General features: G+C 71.9%; 21 protein-coding genes. 11 read left to right on the top strand and 10 right to left on the bottom strand.

Annotation, left to right across the window (positions count from 1 at the left end):
* The first annotated feature begins 96 nt into the window (after window positions 1–96).
* The gene (locus tag ACVMLK_RS05290) at window positions 97–1,695 is read left to right on the top strand and encodes an ABC transporter substrate-binding protein (RefSeq protein ID WP_457485825.1); all 1,599 of its coding nucleotides are present in this window, start codon (window positions 97–99) and stop codon (window positions 1,693–1,695) included.
* Between the two features lie 40 nt (window positions 1,696–1,735).
* On the opposite strand, the gene ACVMLK_RS05295 is transcribed toward ACVMLK_RS05290, so the two are convergent.
* Window positions 1,736–2,509, bottom strand: a complete 774-nt coding sequence (locus ACVMLK_RS05295) for a class II aldolase/adducin family protein (protein WP_198364484.1) — start codon at window positions 2,507–2,509, stop codon at window positions 1,736–1,738.
* Window positions 2,510–3,451: a 2-hydroxyacid dehydrogenase gene (locus ACVMLK_RS05300; RefSeq protein WP_457485815.1), complete on the bottom strand. Its 942-nt coding sequence runs from the start codon at window positions 3,449–3,451 to the stop codon at window positions 2,510–2,512.
* Between the two features lie 251 nt (window positions 3,452–3,702).
* On the opposite strand from ACVMLK_RS05300, the gene ACVMLK_RS05305 reads away from it, so the two are divergent.
* The 4 genes from ACVMLK_RS05305 (at window position 3,703) to ACVMLK_RS05320 (ending at window position 7,046) form a co-directional block, all read left to right on the top strand.
* Complete coding sequence (locus ACVMLK_RS05305; protein ID WP_422921451.1) at window positions 3,703–4,704, top strand: tripartite tricarboxylate transporter substrate binding protein; 1,002 nt, start codon at window positions 3,703–3,705, stop codon at window positions 4,702–4,704.
* Complete coding sequence (locus ACVMLK_RS05310) at window positions 4,701–5,183, top strand: tripartite tricarboxylate transporter TctB family protein (RefSeq protein WP_198364481.1); 483 nt, start codon at window positions 4,701–4,703, stop codon at window positions 5,181–5,183. Before ACVMLK_RS05305 ends, ACVMLK_RS05310 begins: the two co-directional genes overlap by 4 nt.
* A 30-nt stretch (window positions 5,184–5,213) precedes the next feature.
* Window positions 5,214–6,713: a tripartite tricarboxylate transporter permease gene (locus ACVMLK_RS05315; RefSeq protein WP_198364480.1), complete on the top strand. Its 1,500-nt coding sequence runs from the start codon at window positions 5,214–5,216 to the stop codon at window positions 6,711–6,713.
* Between the two features lie 66 nt (window positions 6,714–6,779).
* Window positions 6,780–7,046 carry a cupin domain-containing protein gene (locus tag ACVMLK_RS05320; RefSeq protein ID WP_457485816.1) on the top strand — a complete coding sequence of 89 codons (267 nt, stop codon included), beginning with the start codon at window positions 6,780–6,782 and terminating at the stop codon, window positions 7,044–7,046.
* 55 nt (window positions 7,047–7,101) lie between these two features.
* Here ACVMLK_RS05320 and hmpA read toward each other — a convergent pair whose 3' ends face one another.
* Window positions 7,102–8,310 (bottom strand): NO-inducible flavohemoprotein, encoded by a 1,209-nt coding sequence (gene hmpA / locus ACVMLK_RS05325; protein WP_457485817.1) that lies wholly within the window; start codon window positions 8,308–8,310, stop codon window positions 7,102–7,104.
* 79 nt (window positions 8,311–8,389) lie between these two features.
* On the opposite strand from hmpA, the gene ACVMLK_RS05330 reads away from it, so the two are divergent.
* Complete coding sequence (locus ACVMLK_RS05330) at window positions 8,390–8,890, top strand: Rrf2 family transcriptional regulator (RefSeq protein ID WP_457485818.1); 501 nt, start codon at window positions 8,390–8,392, stop codon at window positions 8,888–8,890.
* On the opposite strand, the gene ACVMLK_RS05335 is transcribed toward ACVMLK_RS05330, so the two are convergent.
* Complete coding sequence (locus tag ACVMLK_RS05335; RefSeq protein WP_457485819.1) at window positions 8,872–9,693, bottom strand: sulfite exporter TauE/SafE family protein; 822 nt, start codon at window positions 9,691–9,693, stop codon at window positions 8,872–8,874. The two genes, ACVMLK_RS05330 and ACVMLK_RS05335, sit on opposite strands and share 19 nt — an antisense overlap.
* Before the next feature lie 138 nt (window positions 9,694–9,831).
* On the opposite strand from ACVMLK_RS05335, the gene ACVMLK_RS05340 reads away from it, so the two are divergent.
* Both ACVMLK_RS05340 and cuyB read left to right on the top strand, forming a co-directional pair.
* Window positions 9,832–10,626: a sulfite exporter TauE/SafE family protein gene (locus tag ACVMLK_RS05340; RefSeq protein WP_370591904.1), complete on the top strand. Its 795-nt coding sequence runs from the start codon at window positions 9,832–9,834 to the stop codon at window positions 10,624–10,626.
* On the top strand, window positions 10,623–11,354 hold the full coding sequence (gene cuyB, locus ACVMLK_RS05345) for a cysteate racemase (RefSeq protein ID WP_457485820.1): 732 nt from the start codon (window positions 10,623–10,625) through the stop codon (window positions 11,352–11,354). The genes ACVMLK_RS05340 and cuyB overlap by 4 nt, the downstream gene beginning before the upstream one ends.
* Before the next feature lie 3 nt (window positions 11,355–11,357).
* Here the strand turns inward: cuyB and ACVMLK_RS05350 are convergent, their stop codons facing one another.
* On the bottom strand, window positions 11,358–11,876 hold the full coding sequence (locus ACVMLK_RS05350; RefSeq protein WP_198364476.1) for an ankyrin repeat domain-containing protein: 519 nt from the start codon (window positions 11,874–11,876) through the stop codon (window positions 11,358–11,360).
* A gap of 155 nt (window positions 11,877–12,031) precedes the next feature.
* Here ACVMLK_RS05350 and ggt point away from each other — a divergent pair, with 155 nt between their 5' ends.
* On the top strand, window positions 12,032–13,762 hold the full coding sequence (ggt, locus tag ACVMLK_RS05355) for a gamma-glutamyltransferase (RefSeq protein WP_457485821.1): 1,731 nt from the start codon (window positions 12,032–12,034) through the stop codon (window positions 13,760–13,762).
* A gap of 69 nt (window positions 13,763–13,831) precedes the next feature.
* On the opposite strand, the gene ACVMLK_RS05360 is transcribed toward ggt, so the two are convergent.
* The 4 genes from ACVMLK_RS05360 to ACVMLK_RS05375 all read right to left on the bottom strand — a co-directional run bounded on the left by ACVMLK_RS05360 (window position 13,832) and on the right by ACVMLK_RS05375 (window position 16,659).
* A complete protein-coding gene (locus tag ACVMLK_RS05360; RefSeq protein WP_198364475.1) occupies window positions 13,832–14,503 on the bottom strand; it encodes a general stress protein in 672 nt (223 codons plus the stop codon).
* A gap of 54 nt (window positions 14,504–14,557) precedes the next feature.
* Window positions 14,558–15,019 carry a PepSY domain-containing protein gene (locus ACVMLK_RS05365; RefSeq protein ID WP_198364474.1) on the bottom strand — a complete coding sequence of 154 codons (462 nt, stop codon included), beginning with the start codon at window positions 15,017–15,019 and terminating at the stop codon, window positions 14,558–14,560.
* A 227-nt stretch (window positions 15,020–15,246) separates the two neighbouring features.
* On the bottom strand, window positions 15,247–15,486 hold the full coding sequence (locus ACVMLK_RS05370; protein ID WP_198364473.1) for a hypothetical protein: 240 nt from the start codon (window positions 15,484–15,486) through the stop codon (window positions 15,247–15,249).
* Between the two features lie 99 nt (window positions 15,487–15,585).
* Window positions 15,586–16,659, bottom strand: a complete 1,074-nt coding sequence (locus tag ACVMLK_RS05375; protein ID WP_422921458.1) for a tartrate dehydrogenase — start codon at window positions 16,657–16,659, stop codon at window positions 15,586–15,588.
* Window positions 16,660–16,828: 169 nt separating this feature from the next.
* On the opposite strand from ACVMLK_RS05375, the gene ACVMLK_RS05380 reads away from it, so the two are divergent.
* Window positions 16,829–17,281 (top strand): MarR family winged helix-turn-helix transcriptional regulator, encoded by a 453-nt coding sequence (locus ACVMLK_RS05380; RefSeq protein ID WP_457485822.1) that lies wholly within the window; start codon window positions 16,829–16,831, stop codon window positions 17,279–17,281.
* Between the two features lie 47 nt (window positions 17,282–17,328).
* Window positions 17,329–18,495 (top strand): Bcr/CflA family efflux MFS transporter, encoded by a 1,167-nt coding sequence (locus ACVMLK_RS05385; protein WP_457485823.1) that lies wholly within the window; start codon window positions 17,329–17,331, stop codon window positions 18,493–18,495.
* Window positions 18,496–18,517: 22 nt separating this feature from the next.
* Here ACVMLK_RS05385 and ACVMLK_RS05390 read toward each other — a convergent pair.
* On the bottom strand, window positions 18,518–18,906 hold a 389-nt coding region (locus tag ACVMLK_RS05390), incomplete at its 5' end, for an ELM1/GtrOC1 family putative glycosyltransferase (RefSeq protein ID WP_457485824.1).

Raw genomic sequence — 18,906 nt, forward strand, 5'->3', positions numbered from 1 at the left:
CTGGCGGCCCGGTTCCTGCTATGCGACGACCTGTGCGACACGCCAGACGCGACCATCATGGCCTCACGGAGGCCGCAGGAGAGCACCGCCTTGCCGATGATCCCATTCCTCGCCCGCGGCCTGCGGCGCCGGGCCACGCTGCTGGCCACGGCGGTGCTGCTCGCCGCCTCTCCCGCGGTGGCGCAGACCCCGAAGGACACCTTGCGCGTCGTCCTCAGCAACGAGATGACGACGATCGATCCGGTGATGTCGGCCGCCGCCTTCGCGCGCAACCATGGCTTCCTGGTCTATGACCAGCTCTTCGCGATGGACAGCCAGGGCGTGGCGCGGCCGCAGATGGTCGGCGAGCATGTCGTCTCGGCCGATGCCATGACGCACCGCTTCACCCTGCGCGACGGCCTCGCCTTCCATGACGGCGCGCCGGTGCGGGCCGCCGACGCGGTGGCCTCGATCCGCCGCTGGGGCGCGCGCGATGTCGTCGGCAAGGCGCTGATGGCCGCCACCGCCTCGCTGGAGGTGATCGACGACCGCAGCTTCGAGCTGAAGCTGAGCCGCCCCTTCGGCCTGATCACCGAGGCGCTGGCCCGGCCGACGGCCAGCGCGCTCTTCGTCATGCCGGAGCGCATCGCCAGCACGCCGGCCACCACCGCCATCACCGACCCGACCGGCTCCGGCCCCTTCATCCTCGACCTCGCGAACTGGCGCATCGGCGACCGCGCGGTCTATCGCCGCAACGCGAACTACAGGCCTCGCCCCGAGCCGGCCGATGGCCTGGCCGGCGGCAAGGTCGCCCAGGTCGAGCGTGTCGAATGGCTCGCCATGCCGGATGCCGCCGTCGCGGCCAATGCGCTGACCAATGGCGAGATCGACTTCATCGAGCATCCGGCGCCCGACCTGCTGCCCCTGCTGCAGAAGGCGCGCGGGGTCACGGTGGGGCTGATCAACCCGGTGGGCAGCATGGTCTGGCTGCGCCTCAACCACAGCCAGCCGCCCTTCAACGACCCGCGCCTGCGCCGCGCCCTGCTCCAGGCGATCAGCCAGCAGGAGGTGCTGCAGGGGATGGGCATCCCCGATGAGGATCAGGTCGCCTATTGCCCGGCCTACTTCATGTGCGGCACGCCACTGGAGACGGCCGCCGGCGCCAGCGGCCTGCGCGATCCGGATCCGGCCAAGGTCCGCGCGCTGCTGAAGGAGGCGGGCTACGACAACGCCCCGGTGGTCTTCCTGAGTGGCGCCGACAATCCGCTGAACAGCAACTCCACCCTGGTGCTGGCCGAGCAGTTCCGCCGCGCCGGCTTCGCCATGGATGTGCAGACCACCGACTGGGCGACCGTGACCGTGCGCCGCAACCGGCGCGAGCCCCCTGCCCAGGGCGGCTGGAACCTCTTCGTCACCATCGCCAATGCGCTGGATGCCGGCAATCCGCTCTCCAACCTCTACCTCGCCAGCCCCTGCGAGGGCGGCCTGACCGGCTGGCCCTGCGACCCGGAGCTGGAGCAGCTGCGCCGCGCCTGGTGGGAGGAGCCGGATGCCGAGAAGCGCCGCGCCCTGCTCGACCAGGTGCATGCCCAGGCCTATGAGAGCCTGCCCTACATCAATGCCGGGCAGTTCCGCACCAAGTCGGCCTGGCGGAACAACCTGGACGGGCTGCTGCCGACCACCGTGCCGGTGTTCTGGAACGTCGTGAAGAAGTGAGGCGCGGGGGCCGGGGTGCCGTCTCGGAAGGGGCGGCGCCTTAGTCCCGGTAGTCCGGCTGCTCGCGGTCCATCTTCCGCTTCAGCGCCTGCCAGGGCAGCCATCCCTTGACCGGGGAATCCGATGCCTGTCCGCGCACCCGCTCCACCACCGCCGGGGGCGGCAGGGACAGCGGCGCGCCCGTGGACTGCGCCGCGACCTGGATGCGGCAGGACTGCTCCAGGTAGTACATCCAGTAGAACGCCTCCGCGACGGTGCGACCGATGGTCAGCAATCCATGGTTGCGCATGATCATGGCACACCGGTCGCCCATGTCGCGCACGATGCGGTCCCGCTCCTCCAGATTGTCCATCGCCGCGATGCCTTCGTATTCATGGATGGCAACGCGGTCGTGCAGTTCCATGTTCATCTGGTTGAGCGGCAGCAGGCCGCCGGCCTGGGCGGCCACCGTCATGCCGGCCAGGGTATGGGTGTGCATCACGCATTGCGCCCGCGGCGCGCCGCGATGCAGGGCGGAGTGGATCACGAAGCCCGCCGGATTGACCGGCCAGGTCGTGCGCTGCAGCGCGACCCCGTCGGCATCGACCATGACGAGGGAGGAGGCGGTGACCTCCTCGAAAAGCAGGCCATAGGGATTCACCAGGAACTGGTGGCCATGCCCGCCCGGCACCCGCACCGAGAGATGGGTGTAGACGAGGTCGGTCATGCCGAAATGCGCCAGCAACCGATAGGCGCAGGCGAGATCCTCCCGCAACTCCCGCTCGGTCGGGACGTGCTCCGGATCGGGGCGGACGGGCGGGGGGATCAGGAGCATTCAATATCCTCGCTCGGGGTCGTAAAGATTGGGGAGCGGACGCCCGGCCTCGAAGGCCGCGATGGCGTCCACAATGTAGCGCGCGCGCTCCGGCCTGCTCGACATCGAAGCGACATGTGGCGTGATCGTAACTCCGGGATGCGCCCAGAGCGGGCTGGCGGGCGGCAAAGGCTCCTCCTCGAAGACGTCGAGCACGGCCCCGGCCAGATGGCCGCTGTCGAGCGCGGCCAGCAGGTCGGGTACCACCAGATGGGAGCCGCGCCCGGCATTCACCAGTTCCGCCCCGCACGGCAGTTGCGACAGCAGGCGGGCGTCGATCAGGCCGGCGGTCTCCGGCGTGGAGGGCAGCAGGCAGACCAGCATGTCGGTGCTCGCCAGGAAGGCCGGCAGTTCCGCCGCCCCGGCGAAGCTGCGCACGCCCGGGAGATCCTTGCGCGAACGCGACCAGCCCTGCACGGGGAAGCCGACGCCGCGCAGCATCTCGGCGGCGCGGCGGCCGAGATTGCCGAGGCCCATGATGCCGACGCGGCGCATGGGGGCATCGAAACGCGCCTCCTTGTGCCGCCACTCCGCCACCGCCTGGCCCAGGGCGAAGTGCCGCATCTCCCGCAACAGGGACAGGCAGGCCCAGACGACATACTCGCCCATGCGCTGCGCCGTGCCCTCCCCGCCCATGCGGACCAGCGGCAGGTGGCGCGGCCAGGCGGGATCGCAGGTGATGTGGTCGACCCCGGCGGCCGAGGAGAAGACGACGCGCAGATTGGGCAGCTTCGCCAGGCGGCCCGGCTGCGGCTCCCAGACGACGACGTAATCGACCTCCTCCGGCCGCACGGCGGGATCGTCCCAGAAATGCACATCGAGCCGCGGATCGGCCGCCCGGAAGCACTCCCGCCAGTGGCCCAGCGCCTTCTCGCCACCCGACTTCACCAGAAGCTTGACCATCCGCCCTCGCCTCGCCCTCTCGCCATCCGGGACCCCGGCCGGGCCCGTGCCGGAACCTGCCGCCCCGGCCGGCCCGCGTCCAGCGCCGGACGACCCGCCGGCCGGTCCCGTCGGGCCGCGCCAGTCCGCCGCCCGCCACTGCCTTGATCAGGCTGCGCAAGGGACAGGCAGGTGGGGCCTGCCGCCGGCAGCCTCGGCTTGACGAGAGTGCGCCGGCGGCGGAGCATTCCCGCAAGAAATCCTTGCGGGAGATGCCCCTGATGTTGCGCCGCGCCCTTCTGGCAGCCCTCGCCGTGTCGGCCGCCACCCTGCCGGCCACCGCCCCGGCCCGCGCCCAGGGCTTCACCCCGCAGAACCCGGAATGCATTGCCCCGGCGGCGCCGGGCGGCGGCTTCGACCTGACCTGCCGCACCACGGCGCGGCTGCTGAACGAGTACGGCATCGTCGGCCCGGCCATCCGCACGCAGAACATGCCGGGCGGCATCGGCGCGGTGGCGATGAACCAGGTGATCGCGCAGCGCGGCGCCGATCCGAATGTCATCGTCGCCGTCTCCACCGGCTCCTGGGTCAATCTGGCGCAGGGCCGCTTCGGCCGCTGGACCGAGAACGACGTGCGCTGGATCGGCGCCATCGGCGCGGATTTCGGTGTCATCGCCGTGCACAAGGACAGCAAGCTCAGGACGCTGGCCGACCTGATGGCGGCGCTGAAGGCCGATCCCGGCAGCGTGCCGATGGGCGCGGGCGGGGCCGTCGGCAGCCAGGACTGGACCAAGGCCGCGCTGATCGCCAAGGCCGCGGGCGCCGACCCGCGCAAGCTGCGCTACGTGCCCTTCGAGGGCGGCGGGCAGTCGATGGCGGCGCTGCTCGGCGGCCATATCCAGGTCTTTCCCGGCGATGCCTCCGAGGTGCAGGGCCAGTTGCAGGCGGGCGAGATCCGGCTGCTCGCCGTGCTCTCGCCGGAGCGCCTGCCGGGCGTCTTCGCCGCGGTGCCGACGGCGAAGGAGCAGGGCGTGGACGCCGAATGGACCATCGTCCGCGGCTTCTACATGCCGCCCCGCGCACCCGACGCCGCCTATGACTTCTGGGTGGGCGCGATCCGCAAGCTGCAGGCCGATCCGCGCTATGCCGAGGCGCGCAGCGGCGCCGGTCTGTTCGAATACAACGTCACCGGCGCCGAGTTCGACGCCCTGGCCAAGAAGCGCACCGCCGAGTACCGCGCGCTGGCGAAGGATGTGGGGCTGGTCTCGCAGTGACCGACCTGCCGGCGGCGGAGCCGCACCCGCCGCGCGCCCTGGCCCATTCCACGGCGCCGGACCGGTCGCTGGGCGTGGCGCTGCTGCTGGTCGCGACCGGCGCGCTGTGGCACGCCCTGTCGCTGCAGGTGCCCTTCGCCGCCGATCCGCTGGGGCCCAAGGCCTTCCCCGGCGTGGTCGCCATGGTGCTCGGCCTCGCCGCCCTGGCGCTGCTGCTGCGCCCCGGCCTCGGCTGGGAGGCCGGCGGGCCGCCCTGGAAGGGACTGGCCTGCATCGCCGCCATGGTCGCCTATGCCTTCCTGCTGATCCCGCTCGGCTTCATCCTGGCCACGGCGCTGCTCTGCCTGGTCATCGCCCGCGCCTTCGCCGGGAACTGGGCGCAATCCCTGCTGGCGGCGGCGGTGACGGCGCCGGCGCTGTTTCTGCTGATGGACACCCTGCTGGATCTGCCGCTGCCGCGCGGCCCCCTCGGCTTCTGACCCTCGGTTCCTGACAGGCGGGATTCCCGGATGCTCGATGCCTTCTCGCAGCTCGCCGGTGGCTTCGCCGTCGCGCTGACACCGCTGAACCTGCTGCTGGCGCTCTGCGGCAGCTTCGCCGGCACCGCCATCGGCGCGCTCCCTGGCCTCGGGCCGCTGAACGCCATCGCCCTGCTGCTGCCGCTGGTCTTCGCGCTGAAGCTGCCGCCCGAGAGCGCGCTGATCCTGCTCGCCGCCGTCTATTACGGTTCGGGCTATGGCGGGCGTATCGCCGCCATCCTGCTCAACATGCCGGGCGAGCCGGCGGCCGTGCTGACCACGCTCGACGGCCATCCGATGGCCAAGGCTGGGCGGGGCAGCGCGGCGCTGGCCATCTCGGGCATCGGCAGCTTCGTCGGCGCGACGCTGTCCGTCGTGCTGATGACCTTCCTCTCCGTGCCGCTCTCGCGCGCCGCCGTCGGCTTCTCGCCGGCCGATTACGTGGCGCTGATCGCCTTCGCGCTCTCGCTGCTCGGCGCCGTCGCCGCCGGCAACGCGGCCAAGACCTGGGCGGCCGCCTCGCTCGGCCTGCTGCTCTCCATGATCGGCATCGACGGCGGCACGGGCATCGAGCGCTTCACCTTCGGCAGCCTGGAATTGCTGGGCGGCATCGACTTCACCGTGCTGGCCATCGGCCTCTTCGCCATCAGCGAGATCCTGCTGCTGCTGGAGAGCCCGGTGACGGCGGCGGCGAGCCATCTCGGCCGGGGGGCGCGGCTCCGCCTCTCCGAGATCCGCCGCTGCGGGCCGACCATGCTGCGCTCCACCGGCATCGGCTTCGTCATCGGCGTGCTGCCCGGCGCCGGTGCCTCGATCGCCGCCGCCCTCTCCTATTCGACCGAGAAGCGGATGCAGGGGCGCGATGGCACCTTCGGCCGTGGCGACATCCGCGGCGTCGCGGCGCCGGAGACGGCCGACAACGCGGCGCAGATCGGCAACATGGTGCCGATGCTGGCCCTCGGCATTCCCGGTTCCGGCACTACCGCCGTGCTGCTCGGCGCGCTGCTGATGTACAACATCACCCCCGGCCCGCTGCTGTTCGAGCAGCGCCCCGAGGTCGCCTGGGGGCTGATCGCCAGCATGTACATCGGCAACGTCATGCTGCTGGTGCTGAACCTGCCGCTGGTCGGGCTTTTCGCCCGGCTGCTGATGGTGCCGGCCTGGGCGCTCTATCCGCTGGTGATCGGCATCTCCTTCGCGGGTGTCTACGTCGTCTCCAACTCGGCCGCGGACCTGCTGCTGGCGGTGGGCTTCGGCGTCGTCGGCTGGCTGTTCCGCAAGCTGGACGTGCCGCTGGTGCCGATCATCCTCGGCTTCGTGCTGGGGCGGCTGCTGGAGGACAATCTGCGCCGCGCCCTCTCGCTCAGCGATGGCGACCCGATGGTGCTGCTGGCCTCCCCCGTCTCCATCGGCCTCTGGGTGATGACGGTGCTCGCCGTGCTCTGGCCGCTGCTGCCGGGGCTGCGGCGCGGGCCGGCGCCCTCGGCCTGAACGCCCGGGACGCGGGGCCGGCCCGCGCCGGGCCTGTCCACCCACATCTTCGCCGGCGAGCACGCCATGCTCTCCATCGTGACCATCGCGCCGGGCGCCGCGGGCGAGATCCACCACCACCCCGAGGAGCAATGGGGGGTCCTGCTGGAGGGGAGCGCCGTGCGCATCCAGGGCGGCGAGGAGATCGCGGTGCGGAAGGGCGACTTCTGGCGCACGCCGGGCGGCGTGCCGCACACCATGCGCGCCGGGCCGGACGGCGCGCGGGTGCTGGATATCTTCAGCCCGCCGCGCGCGGAATACCGCGTGCCTGGAAAGGGCTTCGCCGGGCGCTGAGCCTCCGCCGGGAGGGGTCTCGCCGGCCCGGAGAGGCTCGGGCCGGCGCTCCGCTTCAGGCCGCCAGAAGCTCGTCCGCCGGGCCGAAGAACTCGTAATGCAGCCGCTCCGCCGGGACGCCGGCGCGCATCAGCCCACCGACGAAATGCCTCAGGAAGGGGCGCGGGCCGCAGAGATAGATCTCCGCCTCGCGCGCCGCCGTCTCCCCAAGCAGCCAGGCGGCGTCGGGCAGGCCGGCATGGTCGTGATCGCGGCCCTGGACATCCTGCGGGCGCGGCGCCTCGTAGAAGACGTCGAGAGCCAGGCCGGGATGCCGCGCGGCCAGGCTCCGCAGATGCGGGCCGAAGGCGTGGGTGGCGCCGCTCTGCGTGCCGTGCACCCAATGCGCCCGCGCCTCCGGCCGGCGTGCCAGGAGGTCCTCCAGCATGCTGAGCAGCGGGGTCTGGCCAACGCCGCCCGAGAGGAAGAGGGCCGGACGCTGGCTGTCCGCCAGAACGAAGTCGCCCGCCGGGGCGGCCGTCTTCAGCACGGTGCCGACCTGCGCCGTGTCATGCAGCCAGTTGGAGACGACGCCCTGGGGCTCGCGCTTCACCGAGATGCGGTAGCCCTCCCCGGACGGGGCGGCGGAGATGCTGTAGTTGCGCTTCAGCGGCGCATGGTCGGGAAGGTTCAGCCAGAAGGTCAGGTACTCGCCGGGGCGGTGCCGCATCACCGGCCCGCCATCCACCGGGCGCAGGTGGAAGGAGGTGATGACCTCGCTTTCGCGCACCTTCTCGGCGATGCGGAAGTCGCGCCAGCCGTTCCAGCCGCCCCGGGCCGCGGCCTGCGCGCGGTAGACCTCCGCCTCGCGGCCGATCAGCACCTCGGCGAGGAACCAGTAGGCCTCGCTCCAGGCGGCAATGATCTCGGGCGTCGCGGCCTCGCCGAGCACCTCCTGGATGGCGCCGAGCAGCGCCGTGCCCACCGCCGGATAGTGCTCGGGCAGGATGTTCAGCGCCACGTGCTTCTGCGCGATGCGCTCCACCGCCGGCAGCAGCACGCCAAGATTGTCGATGTTCTGCGCATAGGCCAGCACGGCGGCGGCCAGCGCCCGCGGCTGCGCGCCCGTCCCGCCATGGTGCGACTGGTTGAACAGGTCGCGGATCGCCGGGTCTTGGAACATCCGGCCATACATGGTGCGGGTGATCTCCAGCCCCTTGGCTTCCAGCGCGGGCACGGACGCCTTCACCAGGGCGATGGTGGAGTCGGAGAGCGGGGTGGGCATGGCGTTGGCCTTAAGATGCATACGACATGCATCTTATAAGCCCCGTGAAGTTAAGCTGTAAATCCCATATATCTTTTCCATGCGCCTGACCCTGCACACCGACTATGCGCTTCGGACCCTCATCTTCGTCGGGCTGCGGGCTGGCCGGCTGGCGTCGATCCTGGAGATCGCCCAGGCCTTCCGCATCTCCGAGAACCATCTGACCAAGGTGGTGCACGGGCTGGGCCGCGCCGGCTTCCTGGAGACGCTGCGCGGGCGGGGCGGCGGATTGCGGCTGGCCCGCCCGGCGCGCGAGATCGGCCTTGGCGCCGTGGTGCGCGCGACGGAGGAGGATCTGGCGCTGGTCGCCTGCTTCCCCGGCGCGGGCGCGCAGGCCGGCACGCCCTGCCTGATCGCCGGGAACTGCGAGTTGCAGGCGGTGCTGGCCGAGGCGCTGGCGGCCTTCCTCGCCGTGCTCGACCGGCACAGCCTGGCCGACCTGCTGGAGCCGCGCCAGGCCCGGCTGCGCGCGCTGCTCGGGATGGAGGAGGCGGGGCCCGCGGCGCCGCCCCCGCCGGTGCCTCAGAAGATCAGGCTGTAGAACATCCGCACCGCGGTGATCGCCAGGAAGATGGCAAAGGCGCGCTTGAGCATCAGCGGCGGGATGGTGTGCGCCAGATGCACGCCCCAGGGCGTCGCCAGCAGCGAACTCGGCACGATCAGCAGGAAGCCGATCAGGTTGACGTAGCCGAGCGAGAAGGGCGGCAGATCGTGCGCGCCCCAGCCGCCATAGATGAAGCCGACGGTCGCCGGGATGGAGATGATCAGCCCGAAGACCGAGGAGGTGGCGACCGCCGAGCGGATCGGCGTGCCGAACATGGAGAGGATCGGCACGCCCACCGTGCCGCCGCCGATGCCCATCATCGCCGAGACCATGCCGATGAAGCCGCCGATGCCCCAGAGGCCCGGGCCGCGCGGCGTCACGTCGCGGATTTTGTAGTCCACCCCCGTGAAGCCCATGTTGAGCGCGACCAGCAGCGCGATGGTGGCGAAGACCGCCGAGAGCGCGCTGCCATGCAGCCAGATCGCCGCCACGGTGCCGAGCGCGACGCCGATCACCATCGATGGCCAGATCGCCTTCAGCAGTCCGGTGTCGATGGCGCCGCGGGCATAGTGCTTGCGGGCCGAGATGATCGAGGTCGGGATGATGGTGGCGAGGCTGGTGCCGACGGCCAGCTTCATCTGCACCGCTTCGGGGATGCCGAAGAGCGGCAGGATGTTGAACAGCACCGGCACGATGACGATGCCGCCACCGACGCCGAGCAGGCCGGCCAGCGTCCCCGAGATCAGGCCGGTGACGGCCATCGCGACGGCAAGACCCGCGAGCCAGAGCGGGTCGGACATGTGTTCCATGAAGCAGGGCTACCTTGGCGACGGACGGAAGGGCAGGCGGAGACGAGGACCGCGATCGACGCTTCCGGCGATTTCGTCTTCGGCGATCGCGCGCTAGTGCTTACACCCCACGTCCGGTTCCGTCAGCCCGTGCCCTTCCCCCTTCACGCCCCCCTGCCCTGGTCGGACCTCCTCGTCACCGACCCCTGGTTCTATGCCCTGGCCGTCCCCGCCCTGCTGATCACCGGCATCAGCAAGGGCGGCTTCGCCTCGGGCGGCGGCAATCTCTCCGTCCCCGCCATGGCGCTGCTGATCCCCGCGCCGCAGGCCGCCGCCATCAGCCTGCCGGTGCTCTGCGCCATGGACCTCGCCGGCCTGCGCGCCTGGTGGGGCCGGTGGAGCTGGCGGGAGATGCGCGCCATCATTCCCGGCGGCCTGCTCGGCATCCTGCTCGGCACCCTGGCCTTCGGCGCCATGAGCGACCGGCACGTCAAGCTGATGGTGGGCGTGATCTCGCTCGTCTTCCTGGCGCGCAGCCTCTGGCTGGCGCGGCGCGGCCCGCCGCCGCCCAGCCGGCCGAATGCCTGGAAGGGCGGCTTCTGGTCCACCATCTCCGGCTTCACCAGTACCATCGCCCATGCCGGTGGCCCCCCGCTCGCGGTCTACCTCTATCCGCTGCGCCTGGACCGGGGGACGCTCGCCGCCACCACGGTGGTCTTCTTCGGCGTCATGAACTATGTGAAGCTCGTGCCCTACGCGGCGCTCGGCCAGCTCGGCCTGTCGAATCTGCTGACCAGCCTGGTGCTGCTGCCGCTGGCGCCCGCCGGCATCCGCCTCGGCGTCTGGCTGCATGGCCGGATCAGCGACAGGGCCTTCTATCGGTCGATCCACCTTCTTCTGGCGCTGACCGGCGTGAAGCTGGTCGCGGATGGTCTGGGATTATGAGCGACGCTTCCTCCCCGGGACCTTTCGGGGGACCCTTTCTCGGCGTGCTGGGCGGCATGGGGCCGCTGGCCAGCGCGCAGTTCATGCTCCGCCTCACCCTGCTGACCCCGGCGGAGCGGGACCAGGACCACCTTCCGGCCCTGCTCTGGTCCGACCCCCGCGTGCCCGACCGCACGGCGGCGCGCCTCGGCCAGGGCGAGGATCCCCTCCCCTGGCTGCTGCGCGGCCTGCGCGGCCTGGAGGCGGCGGGCTGCGGCGCCATCGCCATCCCCTGCAACACCGCGCATGGCTGGTACGACGGCCTGGCGGCGGCCACCCGCCTGCCGATCCTGCATATCGTCGACGCGGCGGCGGCCGAACTGGCGCGGCAGGGCATCGACGGCGGGCGCATCGGCATCCTCGGCACGGCCGGGACGCTGGATATGCGCCTCTACCAGTCCCGCCTGGAAGGTCGGGGCTATGACTGCATCGTGCCGGACCCCGCCGAGATGGCGGCGCTGGTCTCCCCCGCCATCGCGCTGGTCAAGGCCAACCGGCCGGCCGAGGCCCATGCGCCGCTGGCCGAGATGGCCTCGCGCCTGCGGGCGCGCGGCGCCGCCGCGGTGGTGCTGGGCTGCACCGAGATCCCGCTGGGCATCCAGGCCGGCTCCACCGACGCGATCGGCCTGCCGCTGATCGACACCATCGACGCCCTGGCCCTGGCGGCCCTGCGCTGGGCGGGGCGCTGAGCCTCAGCCCGCGCCGGTCCCCCCTTCCAGCAGGGCGATGGCGTCCGACGCCCCCATGGCACGCGCCGCATCCATCGCCGTGTTGCCCATCGCGTCCCGCGCGGCGGGATCGGCTCCGTGCTCGAGGAGCAGCCGCATCATGTCGAGGCGGTTGAACATGGCGGCGACCATCAGCGGTGTCCGCCCGTCCGGCCCGCTGCCATCGACCGCCGCGCCATGCCGCAGGAGGTGCCGCACGATCGGCTCGTAGCCCTTGAACACCGCGCCGGTCAGGGGCGATTGGCCGCGGTCGTTCAGCAGGTCCGCATCGGCCCCGTGATGCAACAGGGTCTGCACCACCGCCTCCTGGCCATGGTAGGAGGCCAGCATCAGCAGGCTGTCGCCCTTGTCATTGCACAGATTGGGCGGAAGTCCGGCAGCGAGAACCTCCGTCAGCTCGTGCGCCCTGCCCTCGCGCGCGGCCTGGAAGACCCGCCCCGCGAAGGCGATCGTCTCTGCGTCCGGCTCCTCATTCCGGCCCATCTCTGTCCCTCCTGTTCCGTCCATCATGGTCACATCTCGCGGTCCTGGACTGTAAACGGTAAGGCGGAGGCAAGAGTTCCGTCACGCGGCGCGGCGGCTGGACAATCCGCCTGCCCGGCGCAAGCTGGCCATTCCGGCAATGGAGGAGCAGCGCCTTGAACCCTTGTCCAACCGGCCCGGCCTGGCGGCAGCGCGCCGGCAGCCCCTTCTCCTGCGAGAAGCGCCCCGCCCTGGCCAGCAGGGGCATGGTCGTGACCAACCATCCGGTGGCCTCGGCGGCCGGCGCGGAGATGCTGCTGTCCGGCGGCAACGCCATCGACGCCGCCATCGCCGCCCTGTTCACCCTGACGGTGGTGGAGCCGATGATGGTGGGGCCGCTGGGCGGCGGCCTGGCGCATCTGCGCCTGGCGGACGGGCGCCACCTCGTGCTGGACGGCCTCTCCACCGCGCCCGCCGCCGCGCGGCCGGACCTCTACCGCCCCGTCTCCGACCGGCTGCCGGACTATCAGGAAACCGAGGGCCGGGCGAACGCGGTGGGCATCCTGGCGATGGGCGTGCCCGGGGCGCTGGCCGGCTGGTGCCGCGCGCTGGCGGAGCATGGCAGCCTGCCGCTGGCCGAGGTGGTCCGCCCGGCCATCCGGGCCGCCGCCGAGGGCTTTCGTGTCACCGCCTATCTGACGGGCGCCATCGGCGATGCCGCGGCCGACCTGGCGCGCGACCCCGGCCTCGCCGCCACCTTCCTGCCGGATGGCGCCCCGGTGGCCCCTGGAACCCTGCTGCGTCAGCCGGAGCTGGCGGAATCCCTGCGCCTGATCGGCGAGCGGGGGCCGGCGGCCCTGTATGGCGGCGAGCTGGGACGGGCGCTGGTGGCGCACATGGCGGCGGAAGGCGGCCTGATCGGCGCGGGTGATCTCGACACCTATGCGGTGGTCGAGCGCCAGCCGGTCATCGGCCACTACCGCGGCTTCGAGATCCTGGCGCCGCCGCCCCCGTCCTCCTCCGGCGTTCACATGACGCAGATGCTGAACGTGCTGGAGGGCTTCGACCTCGCCGCCTCGGGCTCCGGCAGCACCGCGACCATCCACCTGCTGGCCGAGGCGCTGAAGCTGGCCTTCGCCGACCGTGGCGTCGCGACGGCGGACCCCGCCTTCATCGAGGTGCCGGTGCAGCGGCTGACCAGCAAGGCCTACGCGGCCGAGCGCCGTGCCCTGCTGCGGCGCGACGCGGCGCGGGACTGGTCACCCGGCATCGCCGCCGGCCGGCCGATCGGCGCGGGCGGGCGGGAATCGCCCAACACGACCCATGTCACGGTGGCCGACGCGGCGGGAAACATCGTCGCCACCACGCAGACGATCAACAGCCTGTTCGGCGCCCGCTTCTCCGTCCCCGGCACCGGGCTGATCGCCAACAACTACATGTTCAACTTCGACCCGCACCCCGGCCTGGCGCTCTCCGTGGCGCCGGGCAAGCGGGTCTTCACCTCCATGGCACCGACCATCGTCCGGCGCGAGGGCAGGCCGGTCTTCGCCCTGGGCCTGCCGGGCGGCCTCCGCATCTTCGGCTCCGCCATGCAGGCCGTGATCAACCTCATCGACCACGGGATGGACCTGCAGGACGCCGTGGAGGCGCCGCGCATCTGGACGAACGGGCATACGCTGGAGCTGGAACCAAACGTGGCGGCGGAACTGGATACACCTCTCGCCGCTCTCGGCCACCGTGTGCAGCGGGTGAAGCACATCGGCGGCGGCATGGGCGCGATCCGCTTCCATGCCGATGGCATGCTGGAGGGTGCCGCCTGCTGGCGCGCCGATGGCACGCCGGTCGGAATCTCGGGCGGTCTGGCCCGGCCCGACGTTCGCTTCGATCCGGATACGGGACGGCGCTGACCCTGGGATCGCCGCGACGGACTGAGGGGGCCTCGCGGCCCCCCCGTTTCTCGGCCCGGCAGGCCTGTATCAGATCCGCCGGTCGGACGGCGTGGTGCCGGGCACGGTCGGGTCCACGGCGGCGCCGATGCCGCCCGGAGGGCTGACCGCCGGCCGGCCGGTGCCTTCCGGCGGCATGTCCTCCTCGTAGCCACGCCAGCCGCTCTCGCGGTAGCTGGCCTCGCGGCCGGCGATGTCGACCGGGTTGTGGCGATTGAGGATGGCGATGGCTTCCGCCTCCCGCTCCTCCGGCGCGTGCACCGTCACCATGCTGCCGCCCCGGCGGATGCCCTCGGCATAGACCGGCGCCTCGGATTCACTGACGCCCGCGCCAGTCAGCGCGCCGATGGCGCCGCCGGCCGCCGCGCCGGCACCCGCGCCGGTCAGAGCCGCCACCAGCGCACCGGCCGCGACGATCGGGCCGAGCCCCGGGATCGCCAGCGCACCGAGGCCGGCCGCGAGCCCCGCGCCGCCGCCCACCAGAGTGCCGAGGGTGGCGCCGATGCCGGCCCCGGACTTGGTCTCACCCTCGGTTTCCTGATGGGTGGAGGCAGTACGGGTGGCGGCGGTCGTGTCATCCCGGTGGTCACTGGAGACGATGCCGATATCGTCATGCGAGAATCCGGCCGCCTCGAGATCCCGCAACGCGGCCTGGGCGTGGTCGCGGGTGTCGTAGAGCCGGGTGATGGTCTTCTGGGCCATGGGAGTCCCCTTTCCTGACGGAGATGCGCGGGCGGCCCCTGCCGCCCCTCGTGCTCAGCGAGCGGGTGCGTTCCCGGTCACCACGTTGCCCTGGAAGTCCAGGCCGACATCGGTTCTCTGGCCGTTGCGCATCGCCCTGCCACGCCAGACGCCCTGGTCATCCTTCCGCAGTTCCTGGACATCCGTGTAGCCGGCGTCCTCGAGGCGGCTGCGGGCCTGGCCTTCGGTGAAGCTGTTGGCGCCCGCCGTTGGCGTGGCGGTCGTGGGCGGGCTGGACCGCTCCTCGCTACGCGGCGCCGCCGTCGTCGCCGGGGGCGTGGTGGCGGCCGGCGGCGCGGCCGTGCCGGGCGTCCCCTGCTGCATGCTCGTGCCGCCGCCGCCCGGCGCGGCGGGCGAGCCCACCGTGCCCTGCGGAGGCTGCGCCTGGGGGGTCTGGGACTGAGGAGAGGTCTGGGCCATGGCCGCCGGAGCGGCCATCAGGCCGGCGACGAGCGCGAGGGCCGTCTTCATGCGCATGTGTGGCTTCCCTGTTGTCCAGGCGGCTCTAAGTCCGCCGTGCCAGGGAATAACCACCGAGAAGGCCAATGTTTTCCGCGCTCGTGCGGAATTCCGCCGGCACCGGGCCGCGACCGGAGGCGTGGTCCTGGCGATGCCGTGGTGTGGCATGAAAGAATGTGGAGATGAAAAGGCCGCCCGGAGGGCGGCCTGTCAGTCCTGGACGCCGGAAGGCCGCGCCTGGCCGCTCAGGGGCAGTCGCAGCCGTCGGTCGGGCCGGATTCGCCCCGCACCACGTGATGATCGATCCATTCGGAGACCAGCCGACGCGCCTCGCTGACCGAGGATTCGGGGTGGTGGATCCGGTACAGTGCCGTACAGGCCCGGAAGGACGACAGGTCGTCATTCCCGGTTTCCCGCAGCTCCCTGTAAGCCGTCACCACCGCCCGCTCACAGCGGCGGGTGATGTGGCTGAAGTCATTGCCCATCAGCGATCTCCTGCAGTTGCGAGACAATTGAGAATCGCTCGCAACTCATCCCGCCCGTTTTATAGGCTGATCCGCCGGGACCATCAAGGTTCCTCTCGGTCAGCCCGCGGCCGCGACGGCCTCCGCCAGCGCCTTGCCGACATCCGCCGTCGCCGCCTGCCCGCCCATGTCACGGGTGCGCGGGCCGCCCTCGGCCAGCAGCTTCTCGATGGACTCGGTGATGGCGCGCGCCGCTTCCGGCTCGCCCAGATGCTCCAGCATCATGGCGCCGGACCAGATCTGGCCGATGGGATTGCAGATGTGCTTGCCGGCGATGTCGGGTGCCGAGCCATGCACCGGCTCGAACATCGAGGGATGCGCCTTCTCCGGGTTGATGTTGGCGCTGGGCGCGATGCCGATGGAGCCCGCCACCGCCGGGCCGAGATCGGAGAGGATGTCGCCGAACAGGTTGGAGCCGACCACCACGTCGAACCAGTCCGGATGCTGCACGAACTGCGCGCAGAGGATGTCGATGTGGAACTGATCGGTGGTGACGTCCGGATACTGCTTCGCCATCTCGGCGAAGCGTTCGTCCCAGTAGGGCATGGTGAAGGTGATGCCGTTCGACTTGGTGGCGCTGGTCACTTTCCTGCGCGGACGGGTGCGCGCCAGCTCGAAGGCGTATTTCATCACCCGGTCGACGCCCTTGCGGGTGAACACCGCGTCCTGCGTCACGAACTCCCGCTCGGTGCCGGCGAACATCTTCCCGCCCGAGGATGAGTATTCGCCCTCGGTGTTCTCGCGCACCACGTAGAAGTCGATCTCGGCCGGCGTGCGGTTGGCCAGCGGCGTCTTGCAGCCCGGCATCAGCTTGCAGGGACGCAGGCTGATATACTGGTCGAATTCGCGCCGGATCGGGATCAGAAGGCCCCAGAGCGAGACATGGTCCGGCACGCCGGGCCAGCCGACCGCACCCAGGAACACGCTGTCGCTCTCCCGCAGCCGGTCGATGCCGTCCTCGGGCATCATGCGGCCGGTCTTCTGATAGGTCTCGCAGGACCAGTCGTAGTGATCGAGCTTCAGCTCGAAGCCGAAGCGCCGGGCCGCGGCATCCAGCACCCGCAACCCCTCCGGCACGGTTTCCTTGCCGATGCCATCCCCGGGCACGACAGCGATTCGATAGGAGCGGGACATGGACGATCCTCAGACGGTGGTTGGCGGATGCGCCGGAGGATGGCCGCGGCCCCGCCCCCGGGCAAGCGGCCCCGAGGAAAGACCCCGAGGAGAGACCCCAAGGGAGGCGGGAAGATTGTATCACAATAGTTGATATGCCATCTATTGGCCCGCGATCCTGGAGGCCGCCATGACGCATTCCCCCGAGCAGCTCCGCCAGGGTTTCGGCAGTCTTCTGGCGCAGACCGCGCGCCAGTGGCGCCGCTGGGCCGACAACCGCCTGCAGCGCTTCGGGCTGACCGAGGCCACCTGGCTGCCGCTGCTGCGCATCGCCCGCGCCGAGGCGCCGATGCGGCAGAAAGACCTCGCGCGCTCCCTCGCGCTGGACGGCTCCTCCGTGGTGCGGCTGGTGGATGCGCTGGAGGCGGCGGGGCTGGTCGAGCGGCGCGGCGAGGAGGGCGACCGCCGCGCCCGCGTGCTGGTGCTGACTGACCAGGGCCGCGCCACGGTCGCCCAGGTGGAGCAGGTGGCGCGGGCGGCGCGGGAGACGGCGCTCGCCGGACTCGACGAGGCGGAACTGGTCATCGCGGACCGCGTGCTGCGCCACATCGGCGCCAGGCTGGCCGCGGAGGCGGCGCCGTGACGTGGCGGCCCGGCGGATCGCCGGCGCCGCATGAGGCCGCCGCCCCCATGGCGGCACCGCGCCAGGCGCCGCTCTGGCTGCTGGCCCTGGTCACGCTCAGCGGCACGCTCGCCATGCACATCTTCATTCCCGCCCTGCCGGCCGCCGCGGCGGAGCTGCGGGCCAGCGACGGCACCATGCGGGCCACGATCAGCCTCTACATCCTCGGCCTGGCGTTCGGCCAACTGGTCTATGGCCCGGTCGCCGACCGCTTCGGCCGCCGCGTCACGCTGCTGGCGGGCCTTCTCCTCTACACCGTCTCCGGGCTGGCCGCCGCCTTCTCCGCCACCGCCACAGGCCTGATCCTGGCGCGGCTGGCCCAGGCGCTCGGGGGTTGCGCCGGGCTGGTGCTGGGCCGCGCCATCGTGCGCGACACCGCCGGGCCGGAGCAAGCCGCGCGCCGCCTCGCCCTGATGAACCTGATGGTGCTGCTGGGCCCCGGCCTGGCGCCGATCCTGGGCGGCGTGCTGGCGACCGCGCTCGGCTGGCGCGCCATCTTCGGCGTGCTCTGCGCCCTCGGCCTCGCCCTGGCCCTGCTGACCTGGCGCATCCTGCCCGAGACCGGCGCCCGTGGCGCGAACACGGACCTGGCCTCGCTCGGCCGCAACTACCGCCGGCTGATCGGCTCGCGCGCCTTCCTGGGGCTCGCCCTGGGCGGGGGCTGCGCCACCACCTCCATGTACGCCTTCACCGCCTCCGCGCCCTTCATCTTCGGCGGCCAGCTGCATCGCCCGCCCGAGGAGGTCGGCGTCTATCTCGCCATCCTGATCGCCGGCGCCTGGGTGGGCAGCGCGATGACCGGGCGCCTCATCGCCCGCCTGCCGATGCAGCGCCTGATGGTGGGCGCCAACCTGCTGAGCCTGGCCGCCGCCGGCCTGCTGCTGGGCGGGGTGCTGCTGGGGCAGCTCTCGGTCCCCCTCGCCGTGGGCAGCATGTTCGTCTTCACCATGGGCGCCGGCGCCGCCTCGCCCCTGGCGCTGACCCAGGCGGTGGGCATCAACCCGGCGGTGGCGGGCTCGGCCGCCGGCCTGTTCGGCTTCGCGCAGATGGCGGTCGGCGCCCTCTGCACCTCGCTGGCCGGGCTGGGCTCCGACCCGGCGCTGACGGCCGCGCTCGTGCTCGTGGGCGCCAGCCTCGTGGCGCAGATCTCCTTCCGGGTGGCGGCGCGGTCCTGAGGCGGCCGCGGCGCCGGAGGCTTCACGCCCAGCCGCGTGCCCGGATCGCCGCCGCCACCCGCCCCGCCTCGTCCAGCGGGGCGCGCGGGAAGAAGGCCACGCCGGGCGAGAGGCGCCGCGCCTGCCCGGAGTCGTAGAGGCTGCGCCAGAGGGCGCGGTGGCGCGGCGCCTCGGTGGTCTCGGCGATGAAGAGCGGCGCGCTCGTGGCCAGGGCCTCGCTCAGCATGGAGACGGAATCGCCGGTCGCCACCACCGCATCGGCCCAGGCCAGCATGCCGGCATAGGGGTTGGCGCCGGCGGCGCCCCAGCCGTGCAGCCGGTGCGGTACCGCCGCCAGGGCCGCCGCCACCGAGCCGGCCGCGGCCGCGCCGCTGCGCCGCGAGGTGGTGGCCAGCACGCTGCCGCCGAAGC

This window comes from Teichococcus aerofrigidensis, assembly GCF_054073225.1.